Source organism: Janthinobacterium sp. UMAB-56, from assembly GCF_900095265.1.
Lineage (GTDB): Bacteria > Pseudomonadota > Gammaproteobacteria > Burkholderiales > Burkholderiaceae_D > Janthinobacterium.
Genome location: NZ_LT607652.1, coordinates 161,027 through 177,520, shown reverse-complemented (window position 1 = coordinate 177,520; position 16,494 = coordinate 161,027). Strand labels below are relative to the sequence as shown.

12 protein-coding genes are annotated in these 16,494 nt (G+C 62.5%); 6 read left to right on the top strand and 6 right to left on the bottom strand.

Going from position 1 to position 16,494, the window contains the following annotated elements; all coding sequences use genetic code 11:
- Positions 1–40: 40 nt before the first annotated feature.
- From lpdA to aceE, 3 genes are all read right to left on the bottom strand, one after another.
- Positions 41–1,813 carry a dihydrolipoyl dehydrogenase gene (gene lpdA, locus K0F85_RS03820; protein WP_219114632.1) on the bottom strand — a complete coding sequence of 591 codons (1,773 nt, stop codon included), beginning with the start codon at positions 1,811–1,813 and terminating at the stop codon, positions 41–43.
- Between the two features lie 10 nt (positions 1,814–1,823).
- Positions 1,824–3,485, bottom strand: coding sequence for a dihydrolipoyllysine-residue acetyltransferase (gene aceF, locus K0F85_RS03815; protein ID WP_219114631.1), 1,662 nt, complete (start codon positions 3,483–3,485; stop codon positions 1,824–1,826).
- A gap of 94 nt (positions 3,486–3,579) precedes the next feature.
- Positions 3,580–6,276: a pyruvate dehydrogenase (acetyl-transferring), homodimeric type gene (gene aceE / locus K0F85_RS03810; protein WP_219114630.1), complete on the bottom strand. Its 2,697-nt coding sequence runs from the start codon at positions 6,274–6,276 to the stop codon at positions 3,580–3,582.
- Positions 6,277–6,817: 541 nt separating this feature from the next.
- Between aceE and folD the strand changes: the two genes are divergently transcribed.
- The 5 genes from folD (at position 6,818) to K0F85_RS03785 (ending at position 12,019) form a co-directional block, all read left to right on the top strand.
- Positions 6,818–7,663, top strand: coding sequence for a bifunctional methylenetetrahydrofolate dehydrogenase/methenyltetrahydrofolate cyclohydrolase FolD (gene folD, locus K0F85_RS03805; protein ID WP_219114629.1), 846 nt, complete (start codon positions 6,818–6,820; stop codon positions 7,661–7,663).
- A 47-nt stretch (positions 7,664–7,710) separates the two neighbouring features.
- A complete protein-coding gene (locus K0F85_RS03800) occupies positions 7,711–9,780 on the top strand; it encodes a M3 family metallopeptidase (protein ID WP_219114628.1) in 2,070 nt (689 codons plus the stop codon).
- 5 nt (positions 9,781–9,785) lie between these two features.
- On the top strand, positions 9,786–10,211 hold the full coding sequence (locus K0F85_RS03795; RefSeq protein WP_219114627.1) for a DNA polymerase III subunit chi: 426 nt from the start codon (positions 9,786–9,788) through the stop codon (positions 10,209–10,211).
- A complete protein-coding gene (locus tag K0F85_RS03790) occupies positions 10,208–10,576 on the top strand; it encodes a hypothetical protein (protein ID WP_219114626.1) in 369 nt (122 codons plus the stop codon). Before K0F85_RS03795 ends, K0F85_RS03790 begins: the two co-directional genes overlap by 4 nt.
- Positions 10,577–10,876: 300 nt before the next feature.
- A complete protein-coding gene (locus K0F85_RS03785) occupies positions 10,877–12,019 on the top strand; it encodes a branched-chain amino acid ABC transporter substrate-binding protein (RefSeq protein ID WP_219114625.1) in 1,143 nt (380 codons plus the stop codon).
- On the opposite strand, the gene K0F85_RS03780 is transcribed toward K0F85_RS03785, so the two are convergent.
- A complete protein-coding gene (locus K0F85_RS03780; protein ID WP_219114624.1) occupies positions 12,012–12,914 on the bottom strand; it encodes a LysR family transcriptional regulator in 903 nt (300 codons plus the stop codon). The two genes, K0F85_RS03785 and K0F85_RS03780, sit on opposite strands and share 8 nt — an antisense overlap.
- Positions 12,915–13,005: 91 nt before the next feature.
- Between K0F85_RS03780 and K0F85_RS03775 the strand changes: the two genes are divergently transcribed.
- Entirely contained in the window at positions 13,006–14,004 is a 999-nt protein-coding gene (locus K0F85_RS03775; RefSeq protein ID WP_219114623.1) for an NAD(P)H-binding protein, read from the top strand.
- 21 nt (positions 14,005–14,025) lie between these two features.
- Here K0F85_RS03775 and K0F85_RS03770 read toward each other — a convergent pair whose 3' ends face one another.
- Together K0F85_RS03770 and ilvD are read right to left on the bottom strand one after the other, a co-directional pair.
- Positions 14,026–14,337 carry a c-type cytochrome gene (locus K0F85_RS03770; protein ID WP_219114622.1) on the bottom strand — a complete coding sequence of 104 codons (312 nt, stop codon included), beginning with the start codon at positions 14,335–14,337 and terminating at the stop codon, positions 14,026–14,028.
- A gap of 223 nt (positions 14,338–14,560) precedes the next feature.
- Entirely contained in the window at positions 14,561–16,426 is a 1,866-nt protein-coding gene (gene ilvD, locus K0F85_RS03765) for a dihydroxy-acid dehydratase (RefSeq protein ID WP_219114621.1), read from the bottom strand.
- Positions 16,427–16,494: the final 68 nt, after the last annotated feature.

The following is a 16,494-nucleotide window of genomic DNA, read 5'->3' as shown; positions in this document are numbered from 1 at the left end:
GCTTGCGGGGTTTTTAGTGTTACGACACAGCGCTACAACATCAACGCTTGCGTGGTGGTGGCAAGTCCGTGCACACGCCTTCGTACACTTCAGCTGCCATCCCGATCGACTCGCCCAGGGTCGGGTGCGGGTGGATGGTCTTGCCGATGTCCGTGCCGTCGCAGCCCATTTCGATGGCCAGCGCGATCTCGCCGATCATGTCGCCCGCATGCGTGCCGACGATGGTGCCGCCGATGATGCGGTGCGTTTCCGCATCGAACAGCAGCTTGGTGAAGCCTTCGGCGCGGCCGTTGGCCACGGCGCGGCCCGAGGCGGCCCACGGGAAGTGGCCCTTCTCGACCTTGATGCCCTTGGCCTTCGCTTCGTCTTCCGTGATGCCGGCCCATGCCACTTCCGGGTCCGTGTAGGCGACCGATGGAATCACCTTGACGTCGAAATGGGACTTCTGGCCGGCGGCCGCTTCCGCAGCCACGTGGGCTTCATGCACGGCCTTGTGCGCCAGCATCGGCTGGCCGACCAGGTCGCCGATGGCGAAGATGTTCGGCACGTTGGTGCGCATCTGGCTGTCGACCTCGATGAAGCCACGGTCGGTGACATTCACGCCGGCCTTGTCGGCGGCGATCTTCTTGCCGTTCGGGCTGCGGCCCACGGCGACGAGCACCAGGTCGTAGACTTGCGGCGCCGGTGCCGTGGCACCCGCTTCTGCCGCTTCGAACGTGACCTTGATGCCTTCCGGCAGTGCCTCGACGGCGACCGTCTTGGTCTTGGTCATGATGTTGTCGAAGCGCTTCTCGTTGAACTTCTGCCACACCTTGACGGCATCGCGGTCGGCGCCCTGCATCAGGCCATCCATCATTTCCACGACGTCGATGCGCGCGCCAAAAGTGGAATACACGGTGGCCATTTCCAGGCCGATGATGCCGCCGCCGATGACCAGCATGCGTTTCGGGATCTGGCGCAATTCCAGCGCGCCCGTCGAATCGACGATGCGCGGGTCTTCCGGCACGAACGGCAGCTTCACCACGGACGAACCGGCGGCGATGATGGCTTGCTTGAACTGCACGACCTTTTTCGAACCGTCAGCCGCCGTCACTTCGATGTGGTTCGCACTGAGGAACTGGCCCACGCCCGTGACGACTTGCGTCTTGCGCGCCTTGGCCATGCCGGCCAGGCCGCCCGTCATGTTCGAGATGACGCCTTCCTTGTACTTGCGTACCTGGTCGATGTCGATCGTCGGCTTGGCAAACGTCACGCCCGTGTTGGACATGTGCGCCGTTTCATCGATGACGGAAGCGACGTGCAGCAGGGCCTTCGACGGGATGCAACCCACGTTCAGGCACACGCCGCCCAGGGTCGCGTAGCGCTCGACGATCACGGTGCTCAGGCCCAGGTCGGCCGCGCGGAACGCCGCCGAGTAGCCGCCAGGACCGCCGCCCAGCACCATCATGTCGACATCGATGTCGACCTGGCCGCTGTAATTGCCGGCCGGGATGGCGGCGACAGGAGCTGCAGGTGCTGCAGCCGGAGCTGCCGGAGCCGGTGCGGCGGCAGCCGCTGGCGCAGCCGCCGCGCCTTGGGCTGCTTCCACCACCAGCAGCGCGCTGCCTTCGGCGATCTTGTCGCCGACCTTGACTTTGACTTCCTTGACGACGCCCGCATGGGTCGACGGAATCTCCATGCTGGCCTTGTCCGATTCGACCGTGATCAGGGACTGGTCCACCTTGATGGTGTCGCCCACTTTGACCATCAGTTCGATGACTTCGACTTCCTTGAAGTCGCCGATATTCGGTACTTTTACCTCTACTGTGCTCATGAATCGCTCCTTACAGCAGAATTTTGCGCATGTCGGCCAGGACTTCGCCGAGGTACACGGAGAATCGCGCGCCCATCGCGCCATCAACCACGCGGTGGTCGTAGGACAGCGAGGTGCCCATCATCAAACGTGGCTGGAAGGCCTTGCCATCCCATACCGGCTTGATCGAGGCTTTCGACAGGCCCAGGATGGCCACTTCCGGCGCATTCACGATAGGCGTGAAGTGCGTGCCGCCGATGCCGCCCAAGGACGAAATCGTGAAGCTGGCGCCCTGCATGTCGGCCGGTTTCAGCTTGCCTTCGCGCGCCTGCAGCGACAATTCCGTCATTTCGCGGGCGATCTGCGAAACCGACTTCTGGTCCGCACCCTTGATCACGGGTACCACCAGGCCATTCGGCGTGTCGGCCGCGAAACCGATGTTGTAGTACTGCTTGAGGATCAGGTTTTCGCCCTTGGCGTCGAGCGAGGCGTTAAACGCCGGGAATTTCTTCAGCGCGGCGACGGAGGCCTTGATGACGAAGGCCAGCATGGTCAGCTTGGCGGCATCCTTGTTCTTCGCATTGGCGGCGTTAGTATCGACGCGGAACGCTTCCAGGTCCGTCACGTCCGCTTCGTCGAACTGCGTGACGTGCGGGATCATGACCCAGTTGCGGTGCAAATTCGGACCCGAGATTTTCTTGATGCGCGACAGTGGCAGCAATTCGGTCGTGCCGAATTTGCTGAAGTCGAGCGACGGCCATGGCAGCAAGTCCAGGCCGACGCCCGAACCGCCTTTGGCAGCGACCGGCGCATTCGGCGCGGCGACGGCGCCCGACATCACGCCCTTGACGAAGTTCTGCACGTCTTCCTGGGTAATGCGGCCCTTCGGACCGGAACCGCCCACGCGGGCCAGGTCCACGCCCAGTTCGCGCGCGAACTTGCGGATCGATGGCGACGCGTGCGCCAGCTTGCCGTTGACGGCAGGTGCGGCGGCGGCAGGTGCCGGGGCAGCAGCGGCGACCGGTGCCGAAGCGACGACGGCGCTTGGCGCGGCAGCAGCTTGTGCTGGCACGGCGGCAGGTGCGGCAGCAGGAGCAGCGCCACCGGTGGTTTCCACCACCAGTACCAGCGAACCCTTGGCAACCTTGTCGCCGACCTTGACTTTCAGTTCCTTCACGATACCGGCGTGGCTCGATGGAATTTCCATGCTGGCCTTGTCCGATTCGACCGTCAGCAGCGACTGCTCGACCTTGATCGTATCGCCGACCTTGACCATCAGTTCGATGACTTCGACTTCCTTGAAGTCGCCGATATCGGGCACGGTCACTTCGACCAGGCCGCCAGCAGCAGCGGGGGCGGCGGCAGGTGCTGGCGCGGCAGCAGCGGGGGCGGCTTCAGCGGCAGGTGCTGCAGCCGGGGCAGCAGCGGCGGCAGGCGCCGGGACCGAAGCGTCGTCCGCCACTTCCAGCAGCAGGACCAGCGAACCTTCGGCGATCTTGTCGCCCACGTTGACTTTCAATTCCTTGACGACACCGGCGTGGCTCGATGGAATTTCCATGCTGGCCTTGTCCGATTCGACCGTGATCAGGGACTGGTCAACCTTGACCGTGTCGCCTGGCTTGACCATCAGTTCAATGATCTCGACTTCCTTGAAATCGCCGATATCCGGGACTTTGACTTCCACAATGCTCATAGCTTGCTCCGTTATTTTATTTGTCAGATGGACCCGCACACACGCCAGGGCGGCACTTTCGCACCGCCCTGGCATCATCGGGTCCGCACAACGATTACTGGGTCACCGGATTCGGTTTGTTTGCGTCGATGCCGTACTTGGCAATCGCCTGCTCCACCACCGACACGTCGATCTTGCCTTCGTCAGCCAGCGATTTCAACGCGGCCACGGTGACATAATAACGGTTCACTTCGAAGAACTCGCGCAGCTTGGCGCGGCTGTCCGAGCGGCCAAAGCCATCGGTGCCCAGCACTTTATAAGTGCGGCCCTTCGGCATGAAGGCGCGGATCTGTTCTGCAAACGCGCGCATGTAATCGGTCGTGGCGACGATCGGGCCATCCGTGTCCTGCAACAGCGATGTCACGTACGGCACGCGCTGCTCTTTCGACGGGTTGACCATGTTCCAGCGTTCTGCATCCTGGCCATCGCGGGCCACCAGGGTCAGCGACGGCGCCGACCACACGTCTGCAGCCACGCCCCAGTCGTTTTGCAACAGCTCGGCGGCGAAGATCGATTCGCGCAGGATGGTGCCGCAGCCGATCAGTTGTACGCGCAGCTTGGCGTCAGCCTGTCCTTCCTGCAGCTTGTACATGCCTTTCAGGATGCCTTCTTCCTGGCCTGGCTTGATGCCTGGCTGGGCGTAATTCTCGTTCATGATCGTGATGTAGTAGAACACATCTTCCTGGTTGGCGATCATGCGGCGCAGGCCGTCCTGGATGATGACGGCGACTTCATGGCTGAAGGTAGGGTCATACGGCATGCAGGTCGGGATGGTCGCCGCGAAGATATGGCTGTGGCCATCTTCGTGCTGCAAACCTTCGCCGTTCAGGGTCGTACGGCCAGCCGTGCCGCCCATCAGGAAGCCGCGGGCGCGCATGTCGGCCGAAGCCCATACCTGGTCGCCGATGCGCTGGAAGCCGAACATCGAGTAGAAGGTGTAGAACGGGATCATGATGCGGTCGTTGGTCGAATACGACGTCGCCGCAGCGATCCACGAGCTCATGCCGCCCGCTTCGTTGATACCCTCTTGCAGGATCTGGCCAGCTTTGTCTTCGCGGTAGTACATGACCTGGTCTTTGTCGACCGGCTCGTACAACTGGCCTTTCGGGTTGTAGATGCCGATCTGGCGGAACAGGCCTTCCATGCCGAAGGTACGCGATTCATCGACCAGAATAGGTACAACGCGCTGGCCCAGGTTAGGGTCTTTCAGCAGGGTCGAAATGACGCGCACGAAGGCTTGCGTGGTCGAGATTTCGCGGCCTTCAGGCGTGGCTTCGAGCACGTTCTTGAACGCGTCCAGGCCAGGCACAGGCAGGGTTTCTTCCGACTTCTGGCGGCGCTGCGGCAGGTAGCCACCGAGGGCCTTGCGGCGCTCGTGCAGGTAGACCATTTCCGGCGCATCGTCGGCTGGCTTGAAGAACGGGATGTCGGCCAACTTGTCGTCAGGGATAGGCAGCGAGAAGCGGTCGCGCATTTCGCGGATGGCTTCGTCGTCCAGTTTTTTCGTCTGGTGCGCCGTGTTGCGCGCTTCGCCCGACTTGCCCATGCCGTAGCCCTTGACGGTTTTCACCAGCAGGACGGTAGGCTGGCCCTTGTGTTCCTGGGCGATCTTGAAGGCCGCGTAGATCTTGTGCGGATCATGGCCGCCACGGGTCAGGCGCCAGATGTCGTCGTCCGTCATGTTGGCAACCATTTCCAGCAGCTTCGGATGCTTGCCGAAGAAGTGCTTGCGCACGTAGGCGCCATCTTTTGCCTTGTAGTTCTGGTATTCGCCGTCGACGGTTTCCATCATCACGCGCTGCAGGATGCCTTCCTTGTCTTGCGCCAGCAGGGCGTCCCAGCCCGGACCCCAGATGACCTTGACGACGTTCCAGCCGGCGCCACGGAATTCGCCTTCCAGTTCCTGGATGATCTTGGTGTTGCCGCGCACCGGGCCGTCCAGGCGCTGCAAGTTGCAGTTGACCACGATGACCAGGTTGTCGAGCATGTCGCGTGCGGCCAGGCCGATCGCGCCCAGGGACTCCGGCTCGTCCATTTCGCCATCGCCGCAGAAAGCCCAGATCTTGCGGTTGTCGGTCTTGGCGATGCCGCGTGCGTGCAGGTATTTCAGGAAACGCGCCTGGTAGATCGCCATGTGCGGGCCCAGGCCCATCGACACGGTCGGGAACTGCCAGAAGTCCGGCATCAATTTAGGATGCGGGTACGAGGACAGGCCCTTGCCGTCGACTTCCTTGCGGAAGTTCAGCATTTGCTCTTCGGAGAGACGGCCTTCGAGGAAGGCACGCGCATAGACGCCGGGCGAGGAGTGGCCCTGGATGTACAGCAGATCGCCGCCGTGGTCGGCCGTCGGCGCGTGCCAGAAGTGGTTGAAACCGATGCCCAGCATGTTCGCCAGCGAAGCGAACGAGGACAGGTGGCCACCCAGGTCGCCGTCGGCGCGGTTGGCCTTGACCACCATGGCCATGGCGTTCCAGCGCATCCACGAGCGCAGGCGCTCTTCGTATTCCAGGTTGCCGGGACAGTGTGCTTCTTGCTTGGTGGGGATGGTATTGACGTAGGCGGTGGTGCTGGAGAACGGGATCTGGGCGCCACGGCGGCGGGCCAGGTCAACCATGCGCTCCATCAGGTAATGCGCGCGTTCCGGGCCTTCATTTTCCAGAACGGCTTCGAGCGCGTCCAGCCACTCCTTGGTTTCCTGCATATCCGGGTCGGTGCCGATCTGTGTCGTTACCTGGTTCAGTTGAGCTGACATCTGTTGAGTCTCCTTTGTGAACGCCCCACCCCGATTTTCCGGATCGCTGTCGGACGGTATTTCGCTGATTATTTACTATTAAGTCGGTTTAGTGTGGGGATTCTAACAGCGTATTTACTATTTTTCAAATTACGATATAGCATTTCACATTATGAAATCACCCTATGGAATTTATGCTGCAGTGCCGCAAAGTCTGCCCGGAAATTAGGGTGAGCAAAGTAGCAAATAGCGGCGAAACCGGAAAACTTGCATGCCCTGGCCGTCCCTGCTCCACGAGCACACCAGCAAACCGAATTAACACCCCAGTCGTCCGCACAGGCATACCGGGCCAAGCGGGCCTGAAAAATGTCGAGGGCAAGGCGCGGCGACGCAGACGGTACGCCAGTACGGCAAGGAGCTGCAACGCCGCCATCGGCATTTTCTCAGGCCCGCGTCTCCGGCCCGCTTTTTAACGTTACGGCATTGGCGCCAAAACCGCCCCTTTGCGCCGCCCGGCTTTATAATCTGTCTTTTCCCTCCCACAGCTCTCAGCCTCCCTACCATGCCAGCACAACTGATCGACGGAATCGCCCTTTCCCAAAAACTGCGCAGCGAGATCGCCACGCGCGCCGCCGCCCTCACGGCCAAGGGCACCCAGCCCGGCCTGGCCGTGATCCTCGTCGGCGAAGACCCGGCCAGCCAGGTGTATGTCCGCAACAAGGTCAAGGCCTGCGGCGACGTGGGTTTCCACTCGGTGCTGGAAAAATATGAAGCGGACCTGTCCGAAGCGGACTTGCTGGCGCGCATCGCCAGCCTGAACGCCGACCCGGCCATCCACGGCATCCTCGTGCAAATGCCCTTGCCCAAGCACATCAACCCGCACAAGGTCATCGAAGCGATCGCCACGACGAAAGACGTGGATGGCTATTCCGTCCTGAGCGCCGGCGAACTGATGACGGGCTTGCCAGGCTTCCGCCCATGCACGCCGTACGGCTGCATGAAATTGATCGAAAGCACGGGCGTCGACTTGCGCGGCAAGCACGCCGTCGTCATCGGCCGCAGCAACACCGTCGGCAAGCCGATGGCCCTACTGCTCTTGCAAGCGAACGCTACCGTCACCATCTGCCATAGTGCGACCCCGGACCTGGGCCTGTACACGCGCCAGGCAGACGTGGTCGTGGCCGCCGTTGGCCGCCGCAACACCCTGACGGCCGACATGGTCAAACCGGGCGCCATCGTCATCGACGTGGGCATGAACCGCGACGATGAAGGCAAGTTGTGTGGCGACGTGGATTTTGCCGGCATCAAGGAAGTCGCGTCGCACATCACGCCCGTGCCCGGTGGCGTGGGTCCGATGACGATCACCATGTTGCTCATGAACACGGTCGAGGCCGCCGAGCGCGTGTAAAAACACCGGGGCGGCACGAACGCCCCTTTTAATATATGGAAGCGACGATGAATACCAATCCCCTGCTTGATTTTTCCGGACTGCCACGCTTCGACGCGATCACGCACGAGCATGTCACGCCTGCCATCGATACCCTTTTGGCCCAGGCGCGCGCCACCGTGGCGCAGCTGGAAGCGCCGATGGAAGAAGTGAGCTGGGAAAACTTCGTCGCGCCCCAGGATCAGATCGCCGAAACCCTGGGCCGCGCCTGGAGCATCGTCAACCATCTTAATAGCGTGGTCGATACGCCCGAGCTGCGCGCCGCCTACAATGCCAACCAGCCCAAGGTGACGGAATTCTGGACCGAGCTGGGCCAGAACGACATCCTCTTCGGCAAATACAAGCAATTGCAAGGCAGCGCCGCGTTTGCCAAGCTGTCGCCGGCGCGCCGGCGCATCGTCGACAATGCCGTGCGCGACTTCCGCCTGGGCGGTGCCGAATTGCCCGAGGACAAGAAAGAGCGCTTTGGCGCTATCCAGGAAGAACACGCGGCCGTCTCCACGCGCTTTTCCGAAAACGTGCTCGACGCCACCAATGATTACAAGTTGCTGGTCGACAATGAAGCTGATCTCGCAGGCTTGCCCGACGACGTGAAGGCCGCCGCGCGCGCCGCCGCCGAAAAGGCCGGCAAAGCGGGCTATGAATTCTCGCTGCACTTTCCCTCTTATTACCCGATCCTGCAGTTTGCCGACAAGCGCGCGCTGCGCGAAACCATCTACCGCGCCAACGCCACCAAGGCATCGGAGCAGGGCGAGGTCTTCAGCAAGAAGGACGAGTGGGACAATACCCAAAACATCGTTACCTTGCTGCAGCTGCGCGACGAAGAGGCAAAACTGCTCGGTTACGCCAATTTCGCCGAAGTGTCGCTGGTGTCCAAAATGGCCACCTCGCCCGCGCAAGTCATCGCTTTCCTGGAAGACCTGGCGAAACGCGCGCGCCCGTTCGCCGAGAAGGACCTGGCAGAACTGAAACAATTCGCCCGCGAAGAACTGGGCATAGACGAGCTGCAAGCGTGGGACGTGCCTTACGCCTCCGAAAAACTGCAGGAACGCCGCTACGCGTTCTCGGCCCAGGAAGTGAAGCAATATTTCCCTGAACACAAGGTGATCGACGGCTTGTTCCGCCAGATCCAGAATCTGTTTGCGGTCGAGATCAAGCCCGATACGGCGCCCGTCTGGCACCCGGACGTGCGTTTTTACCGCATCGAACGTGACGGCCAGCTGGTGGGCCAGTTCTACCTCGACCTGTATGCGCGCGCGGGCAAGAGCGGCGGCGCCTGGATGGACGACGCGCGCGGGCGCCGTGCCGACGCTAGTCTAGTGCAAACGCCGATCGCCTACCTGACCTGCAACTTCACGCAACCGGCCGTGCTCGACGGCAAGACCCAGCCTGCCCTGTTTACCCACGATGAAGTGATCACCCTATTCCACGAATTCGGCCACGGCCTACACCATATGCTGACGGTCGTCGACGAGCTGGGCGTGTCGGGCATCGCCGGCGTCGAATGGGATGCCGTGGAACTGCCATCGCAATTCATGGAAAACTTCTGCTGGGAATGGGATGTGCTCGAACACATGACGGCGCATGCCGTCACGGGCGCACCGTTGCCGCGCGCGCTGTACGACAAGATGCTGGCAGCCAAGAATTTCCAGTCCGGCTTGCAAACCCTGCGCCAGGTGGAGTTCTCTTTGCTCGACATGCATTTGCACTATGACTACGATGCCGGCACGGGCCAGAGCGTGCAGCAGCTGATCGACGGCGTGCGCGCCAAGTTTTCGCTGCTCATCCCGCCCCCGTTCAACCGCTTCCAGAATGCCTTCGGGCATATCTTTGCAGGCGGCTACGCGGCAGGCTACTACAGCTACAAATGGGCCGAAGTACTGTCCGCCGACGCCTATGCTGCCTTCGAGGAAGCCCGCGCGCTGGGGCCTGCCGCCACCACGGCGGCCGGCAAGCGTTACCTGCAGGAAATCTTGTCCGTCGGCGGCTCGCGGCCCGCGCTGGAATCGTTCACGGCCTTCCGCGGCCGCGAACCCTCGATCGACGCCCTGCTGCGCCACAGCGGCATGGCCGCTTGATCGCCATGAGCCGCGTCGATTTTCACAGCAACGTGCCGGACAAGCTGGCGTATGCCTGCCGCCTGGCGCGCAAGGCCTATATGGCGGGCAACAAGGTCGTCGTGCTGGCAGCCGACAGCGCCCAGCTCGACGCCTTGAACAGCGCCATGTGGACCATTTCCGCCACGGATTTCCTGCCGCACGTGCTGGCCGGCGACCCGCTGGCGGCGCAAACGCCCATCATCCTGACCGATGACGCGGCGGCGGAGTTGCCGCACCACGACATCCTCGTCAACCTGTCGCAGTTGCCGCCGCCCAACTATGCGCAATTCCAGCGCGTCTTCGAAATCGTCTCCATGGATGAGCAAGATGCGCAGGCAGGCCGCCAGCGCTTCCTGCATTACCGCCAGCAGAACGTCCAGCCGACCCACGTCGTGGCAGGCAAGACATGAGCCAACAGCCTTTCGACCAGGGCATCCCCCTGCTGACGGAGGTACTGCTGGGGCCGGAAGTGCCGGCGGCGCCACAGCCGCTAGCGCCTGCCGTCGAGGAAGCGCCAGCGCTGCCACCGAGCGTAGCACAGCCCGACTGGGATGCCATCGAAGAGCGGCTGACACAGCGCATCCTGCATCAGGTGCAAGGCAAGATCGACCATCTGCTGGAAGAGCGCATCGCCCACGTCCTGCAAACGGCACTGCAAAACGCCCTGATCGGCATGCGGGGAGCATTGCGCGCAGACTTGCAGCAATCGCTGGAACAGATCGTCGCGCATGCGGTCAGCCATGAACTGGGACATTTGCATCCACCTGTACAGTAAGCGCACGCCTGTCGTTGACACCATTTCGCCCACCGGCAAAAATCCGGGGTCAGACCCGACGGGTCTGACCCCAGCATCCCCCCTTACACCCTTGCCCCTCCCAACGCCATTCTTTGGTGCGCGCGCGCCTGCGAAATCGGTGCATCGCGCCTCACTTTGGTGATTGTTGCGACAAAATGCAAAAAGCCCCAAATGCGGCTTTGCGCCGCCTGTTTTTTGTTGTACCTTTCTTCACACGTACCGCCATTCGAAGCGGTTTTCACGAGACGCCGCCGTATCTTTATCCATTGGAGAATGTTTATGCTGCTCAAGACCAAAGTCCTTCCTCTCGCCCTGGCCCTCGCCTTTGCCGGCCATGCGGGCGCACAGGAAATCATCAAGATAGGCCACGTCGCCCCGGTCTCTGGCGCCAGTTCGCACCTGGGCAAGGATAATGAGAACGCGGCCAAGATGGCGATCGAAGATTTGAACGCCAAAGGCTTCAAGATCGATGGCAAAGTCGTGAAATTCGTGCTGGTGCCCGAAGATGACGCAGCCGACCCCAAGCAGGGCACGGCCGTGGCGCAAAAGCTCGTCGACGCCAAGGTCAACGGCGTGGTCGGCCACCTGAACTCGGGCACGACGATACCGGCCTCGCGCATTTACTTCAATGCCGGCATTCCGCAGATTTCGCCGGCCGCCACCAACCCGACATATACCCAGCAGAAATTCAACACGGCCTTCCGCGTCGTCGCCAATGACAACAAGCTGGGCGGCACCCTCGGTGCGTATGCCGTGGGCAAGCTGCATGCCAAGAAAATCGCCGTCATCGATGACCGCACGGCTTATGGCCAGGGCGTGGCGGAACAGTTCGTCAAAGGCGCCAAGAAGGCGGCGCCTGGCGTGCAAATCGTCGGCAAGGAATTTACCAATGCCAACGCGACGGACTTCAATGCCATTCTGACCAGCATCAAGTCGAAAAATCCCGACCTGATCTTCTTTGGCGGCATGGATTCCGTGGGCGGCCCCATGCTGCGCCAGATGAAGGCACTCGGCATCAAGGCCAAATTCATGGGTGGCGATGGCCTGTGCACGGAGCCGCTGGGCAAGCTGGCGGGCGACGCCGTGGGCGAAGACATGGTCACCTGCGCAGAAGCGGGCGGCGTGACGGGTGCGCAGCAGAAAGGCATGGACGATTTCCGCGCCCGCTACAAGCAGAAATACAATATGGAAGTGCAGCTGTACGCGCCGTATGTGTACGACGCCGTGATGACCATGGCCACCGCCATGGCCGATGCCAAATCGTCGAAACCGTCCGTCTACCTGCCTTTCCTGGCCAAGGTGCACTACCAGGGCGTGACGGGCCCGATCTCGTTCGATGCGAATGGCGACATCAAGGATGGCGCGCTGACCTTGTTCACCTACAGGGATGGCAAGAAGACCAAAATGGAAGTCGTCAAGTAAGCGGCTGTTCGGCCACATAAGCCTGCAAGCCTTCGACCAGTGCGTCGAAGGTGGCGCGGCAGCGCAGGCTGCCGCGCAAGTCTGCATGCATGGTGACCCAGGTTTCCATCGGCAGCGAAAATACCTGCGGCAACACGCGTTGCAGGGCAGGATCGCGCGCCGCCAGCGCCACCTGGCACACGCCTATGCCGGCGCCAGCGCGTATCAGGGCCAGTTGCGCCAGGTCGCTGTCGCTGCGCCAGGCAAAGTTTTCCCGCTCAAAACCCTGAAAGGCCGCGCCCGCGTTGCGCACGAAGGGACTCGCTTCGTCATAGCCGATGACGGCATGCTGCGCCAGATCAGGCAATCCTGCCGGCACGCCATGGCGCGCCAGGTATTGCGCGTGTGCATGCAGGCCCAGTTCGATATCGCCCACCTTGCGCGCCACCAGTTGCTCCTGGCGGGGCCGCAGCATGCGTACGGCAATGTCCGCTTCCCGGCGTAGCAAATCCTGCACCTTGTTGCTCAATACTAATTCAATGATCAATCCCGGATGGCGCGCGCGCAATCGGGTCAGGATAGGCGGCAGCACTTCCACGCCCACCACCTCGCTGGCCGCGATGCGCACGACGCCGGCCACGTCCTGCCCCTGGCTGCTGGCGGCGCGCTGCATCAGGGCCGCCGTGTGTTCCATGGTTTCCGCATGGGGCCGCAGCGCCAGGGCCACTTGCGTGGGTAGCAAGCCCGACTGGGAACGGGTAAACAGGGTCACGCCCAGCGCCTGCTCCAGCGCGGCGATATGCCGCCCGACGGTGGGCTGCGTGATGGCCAGCGCGCGGGCCGCGCCGGACAGCGAGCCGTGCTTCAGCACGGCCAGCAGCGAGCGGTAGTATTCCCAGGCGATGGAGGTGGTCATGCATAAATGTATAGCCTGTGCTCGATGTTCGTCAATTCCCAATTGGCCCTGCGTGGCAGATACTGGCGCAATCAACCACACGGAGGGTAATATGGACAAAACGGCATTGGTACTGGGCGCCACGGGCGGCATCGGCGGCGAGATGCTGCGCCAGCTATTGGCGGCGGGCTGGCAGGTGCGCGCCTTGACGCGGGGAGAGACGCCATCGCCACGGGGGGATAAGCTCGAATGGCTGCGCGGCGACGCGCTGTCGCGCGCGGACGTGCTGGCAGCAGCCAAAGGCTGCGCCGTCATCGTGCACGCCGTCAACCCGCCCGGCTACCGCCACTGGGGCCGGCTGGTGCTGCCCATGCTCGACAACACGATTGCGGCCGCCATCGCCGAAGGCGCCACCATCGTGCTGCCTGGCACCGTGTACAACTTTGGCCCCGATGCCTTTCCTGTATTGGCAGAAGACGCGCCGCAACGTCCGCTCACGCGCAAGGGCGCCATCCGCGTCGAACTGGAAGCGCGCCTGGAACGGGCCAGCACGCAAGGCGCCAGGGTGCTGATCGTGCGTGCAGGCGACTTCTTCGGCCCGCGCGCCGGCAACAACTGGTTTTCGCAGGGCCTGGTGAAACCGGGCCCAAGCGTGCGCAGCGTGCTGTATCCGGGCGCACCCGGCGTGGGCCACCAGTGGTCTTACCTGCCCGATGTGGCGCGCACCATGCTGCAATTGCTGGCCATCCGCACCACCTTGCCCGCGTTTGCGCGCTTTCACATGGCCGGCCACTGGGACCATGACGGCCGGCAAATGACGGGCGCGATTGCCCGCGTGGTGGAACAGGCCACGGGTGCGCCACCGGTCATACGGCGCTTTCCCTGGTGGCTGCTGGCGCTGGCGTCACCCTTCGTGGCAACCCTGCGTGAAATGCGCGAGATGCGCTATTTATGGCAAACCCCGCTGCAGATGGACAACGCGCAACTGCTGGCCGTGCTGGGCCAGGAGGCGCATACGCCGCTCGATGAGGCGGTGCGGGCGACCCTGGAAGGCATGGGGAATTTGCAGGCAGCAGGCAAAAAAAATGCGCCGGGATTGCCGGCGCGCTAATTGCAAGTACTGCGGCACAGATTATTTCTGTGCCAATACCCATTTGACCAGGGTGTGGGCTTCCGCCTCGCTCACTTGCGGGTTGGCTGGCATCGGGATCGCGCCCCAGGTGCCGGAACCGCCCTTCATGACTTTCGCCACGAGCTTGGCTTCCGCATCTTTTTGGCCGGCATACTTGGCCGCCACGTCTTTATACGCAGGACCGACCAGCTTCGTGCTCACCGCATGGCAAGCCATGCAATTCTTGGCTTTCGCCAAATCAGGATTGGCCAACGCCGCTTGCGATGCCAGAGCCGAAACGGCCAATACACTCACCAACATAAAACGTTTCATTGTCTTTTCTCCAAAGTTACTTCCTGCGGCATTTTACTGTGTTTCCGCAGATGCACCACGAGCCCAGATCAAGCGTTTCAATGTAGTAACGCAATGTAGTAGCGATTAGGCACTCATATTCTGCCCCATCTGCGCGCGCCTGACCATGTTGTTTGTAAGGCGATGTAACGACAGGCGGCCCCACACGCTCAAACGGGGCTGGCCGTCGCACTTACACAACAAATCAGCGTTTCTTCAGCTGCGACAAATCGCGCACGGCGCCGCGGTCGGCCGACGTCGTCAAGGCCGCATACGCCTGCAGCGCCTGCGACACGTAGCGCTCGCGGTTGACGGGCAGCCAGGCCGCATCGCCCTTCGCTTCCATGGCGGCGCGGCGCGCAGCCAGGTCAGCGTCCGTCACGCGCAGGTTGATGCGGCGCTCGGGGATGTCGATGTCGATGAAGTCGCCCTCTTCCACCAGGCCGATGGCGCCGCCTTCGGCCGCTTCCGGCGAGGCGTGGCCGATCACCAGGCCCGAGGAACCGCCGGAGAAGCGCCCGTCCGTGAACAGCGCGCAAGCCTTGCCCAGGCCCTTGGACTTGATGTACGAGGTCGGGTACAGCATCTCCTGCATGCCAGGGCCGCCTTTCGGACCTTCGTAGCGGATGATGACGACGTCGCCTTCATGCACGGTGTCTTCCAGGATGGCAGCGACGGCCGCATCCTGGCTTTCGAAGACGCGCGCCTTGCCCGAGAATTTCAAAATGCTTTCATCGACACCGGCCGTCTTGACAATGCAGCCCTTCTCGGCCAGGTTGCCGTACAGGACGGCCAGGCCGCCATCCTGCGAATACGCGTGGGCCTTGTCGCGGATGCAGCCCGTGCTGCGATCCGTGTCGACGGCAGCGAAGCGCTCCGACTGCGAGAACGCCGTCTGCGTCGGCACGCCGCCCGGTGCGGCGCGGAACAGTTCATGCACGGCCGGGTTGTCCGTGCACATGATGTCGTTTTGCGCGATGGCGTCGGCCAGGGTAGGCGCGTGGATGGTCGGCAGGGTCGTGTTGAGCAGGCCGGCGCGCGCCAGTTCGCCCAGGATGCCGACGATGCCGCCGGCGCGGTGCACGTCTTCGATATGGTATTTGTCCGTCATGGGCGCCACCTTGCACAGGCACGGTACCTTGCGCGAAATGCGGTCGATGTCGGCCATGGTGAATTCCACTTCCGCCTCGTGGGCGGCGGCCAGCAAGTGCAGCACGGTGTTGGTCGAGCCGCCCATGGAGACGTCGAGCGCCATGGCGTTTTCAAATGCGGCCTTGGTGGCGACGGAACGGGGCAGCACCGAATAATCATCCTGCTCGTAGTGGCGCTTGGCCAGTTCCACGATCAGGCGGCCCGCGCGCAGGAACAGTTGCTGGCGGTCCGAGTGCGTGGCCAGGATGGTGCCATTGCCGGGCAGGGCCAGGCCCAGCGCCTCGGTCAGGCAATTCATCGAGTTGGCCGTAAACATGCCGGAGCAGGAGCCGCAAGTCGGGCAGGCCGAGCGTTCGATTTCAGCCACGTCGGCGTCGGACACGCTGCTGTCGCCCGCCTTGATCATGGCGTCGACCAGGTCCAGCTTGATGATCTTCTGCGTGCCGTTGACGACCTTGACGACCTTGCCCGCTTCCATCGGGCCACCGGAAATGAAAACGACGGGGATATTGATGCGCATGGCGGCCATCAGCATGCCCGGCGTGATCTTGTCGCAATTCGAGATGCACACCATGGCGTCGGCGCAGTGGGCATTGACCATGTATTCGACGGAGTCGGCGATCAGGTCGCGCGAGGGCAGCGAATACAGCATGCCGCCGTGGCCCATGGCGATGCCGTCATCGACGGCAATGGTGTTGAATTCCTTGGCCACGCCGCCTGCCGCCTCGATTTCGCGCGCTACCATCTGTCCCAGGTCCTTCAGATGCACGTGACCGGGCACGAATTGCGTGAACGAGTTGACGACGGCGATGATCGGCTTGTCGAAGTCGCCGTCCTTCATGCCGGTGGCGCGCCACAGGGCGCGGGCGCCAGCCATGTTACGGCCGTGGGTGGTGGTGCGGGAGCGGTATTGCGGCATGATGGACCTTCCAAAAGTGTTGGTGCCTGACTGTGCGGGTTTGCAGTAAAACCCTGCATACAGTGGGG

Bases quoted from the DNA above. Each gene is read 5' to 3' on its own strand.
- lpdA (WP_219114632.1), bottom strand. From the start codon at position 1,813: ATGAGCACAGTAGAGGTAAAAGTACCGAATATCGGCGACTTCAAGGAA.
- aceF (WP_219114631.1), bottom strand. From the start codon at position 3,485: ATGAGCATTGTGGAAGTCAAAGTCCCGGATATCGGCGATTTCAAGGAA.
- aceE (WP_219114630.1), bottom strand. From the start codon at position 6,276: ATGTCAGCTCAACTGAACCAGGTAACGACACAGATCGGCACCGACCCG.
- folD (WP_219114629.1), top strand. From the start codon at position 6,818: ATGCCAGCACAACTGATCGACGGAATCGCCCTTTCCCAAAAACTGCGC.
- K0F85_RS03800 (WP_219114628.1), top strand. From the start codon at position 7,711: ATGAATACCAATCCCCTGCTTGATTTTTCCGGACTGCCACGCTTCGAC.
- K0F85_RS03795 (WP_219114627.1), top strand. From the start codon at position 9,786: ATGAGCCGCGTCGATTTTCACAGCAACGTGCCGGACAAGCTGGCGTAT.
- K0F85_RS03790 (WP_219114626.1), top strand. From the start codon at position 10,208: ATGAGCCAACAGCCTTTCGACCAGGGCATCCCCCTGCTGACGGAGGTA.
- K0F85_RS03785 (WP_219114625.1), top strand. From the start codon at position 10,877: ATGCTGCTCAAGACCAAAGTCCTTCCTCTCGCCCTGGCCCTCGCCTTT.
- K0F85_RS03780 (WP_219114624.1), bottom strand. From the start codon at position 12,914: ATGACCACCTCCATCGCCTGGGAATACTACCGCTCGCTGCTGGCCGTG.
- K0F85_RS03775 (WP_219114623.1), top strand. From the start codon at position 13,006: ATGGACAAAACGGCATTGGTACTGGGCGCCACGGGCGGCATCGGCGGC.
- K0F85_RS03770 (WP_219114622.1), bottom strand. From the start codon at position 14,337: ATGAAACGTTTTATGTTGGTGAGTGTATTGGCCGTTTCGGCTCTGGCA.
- ilvD (WP_219114621.1), bottom strand. From the start codon at position 16,426: ATGCCGCAATACCGCTCCCGCACCACCACCCACGGCCGTAACATGGCT.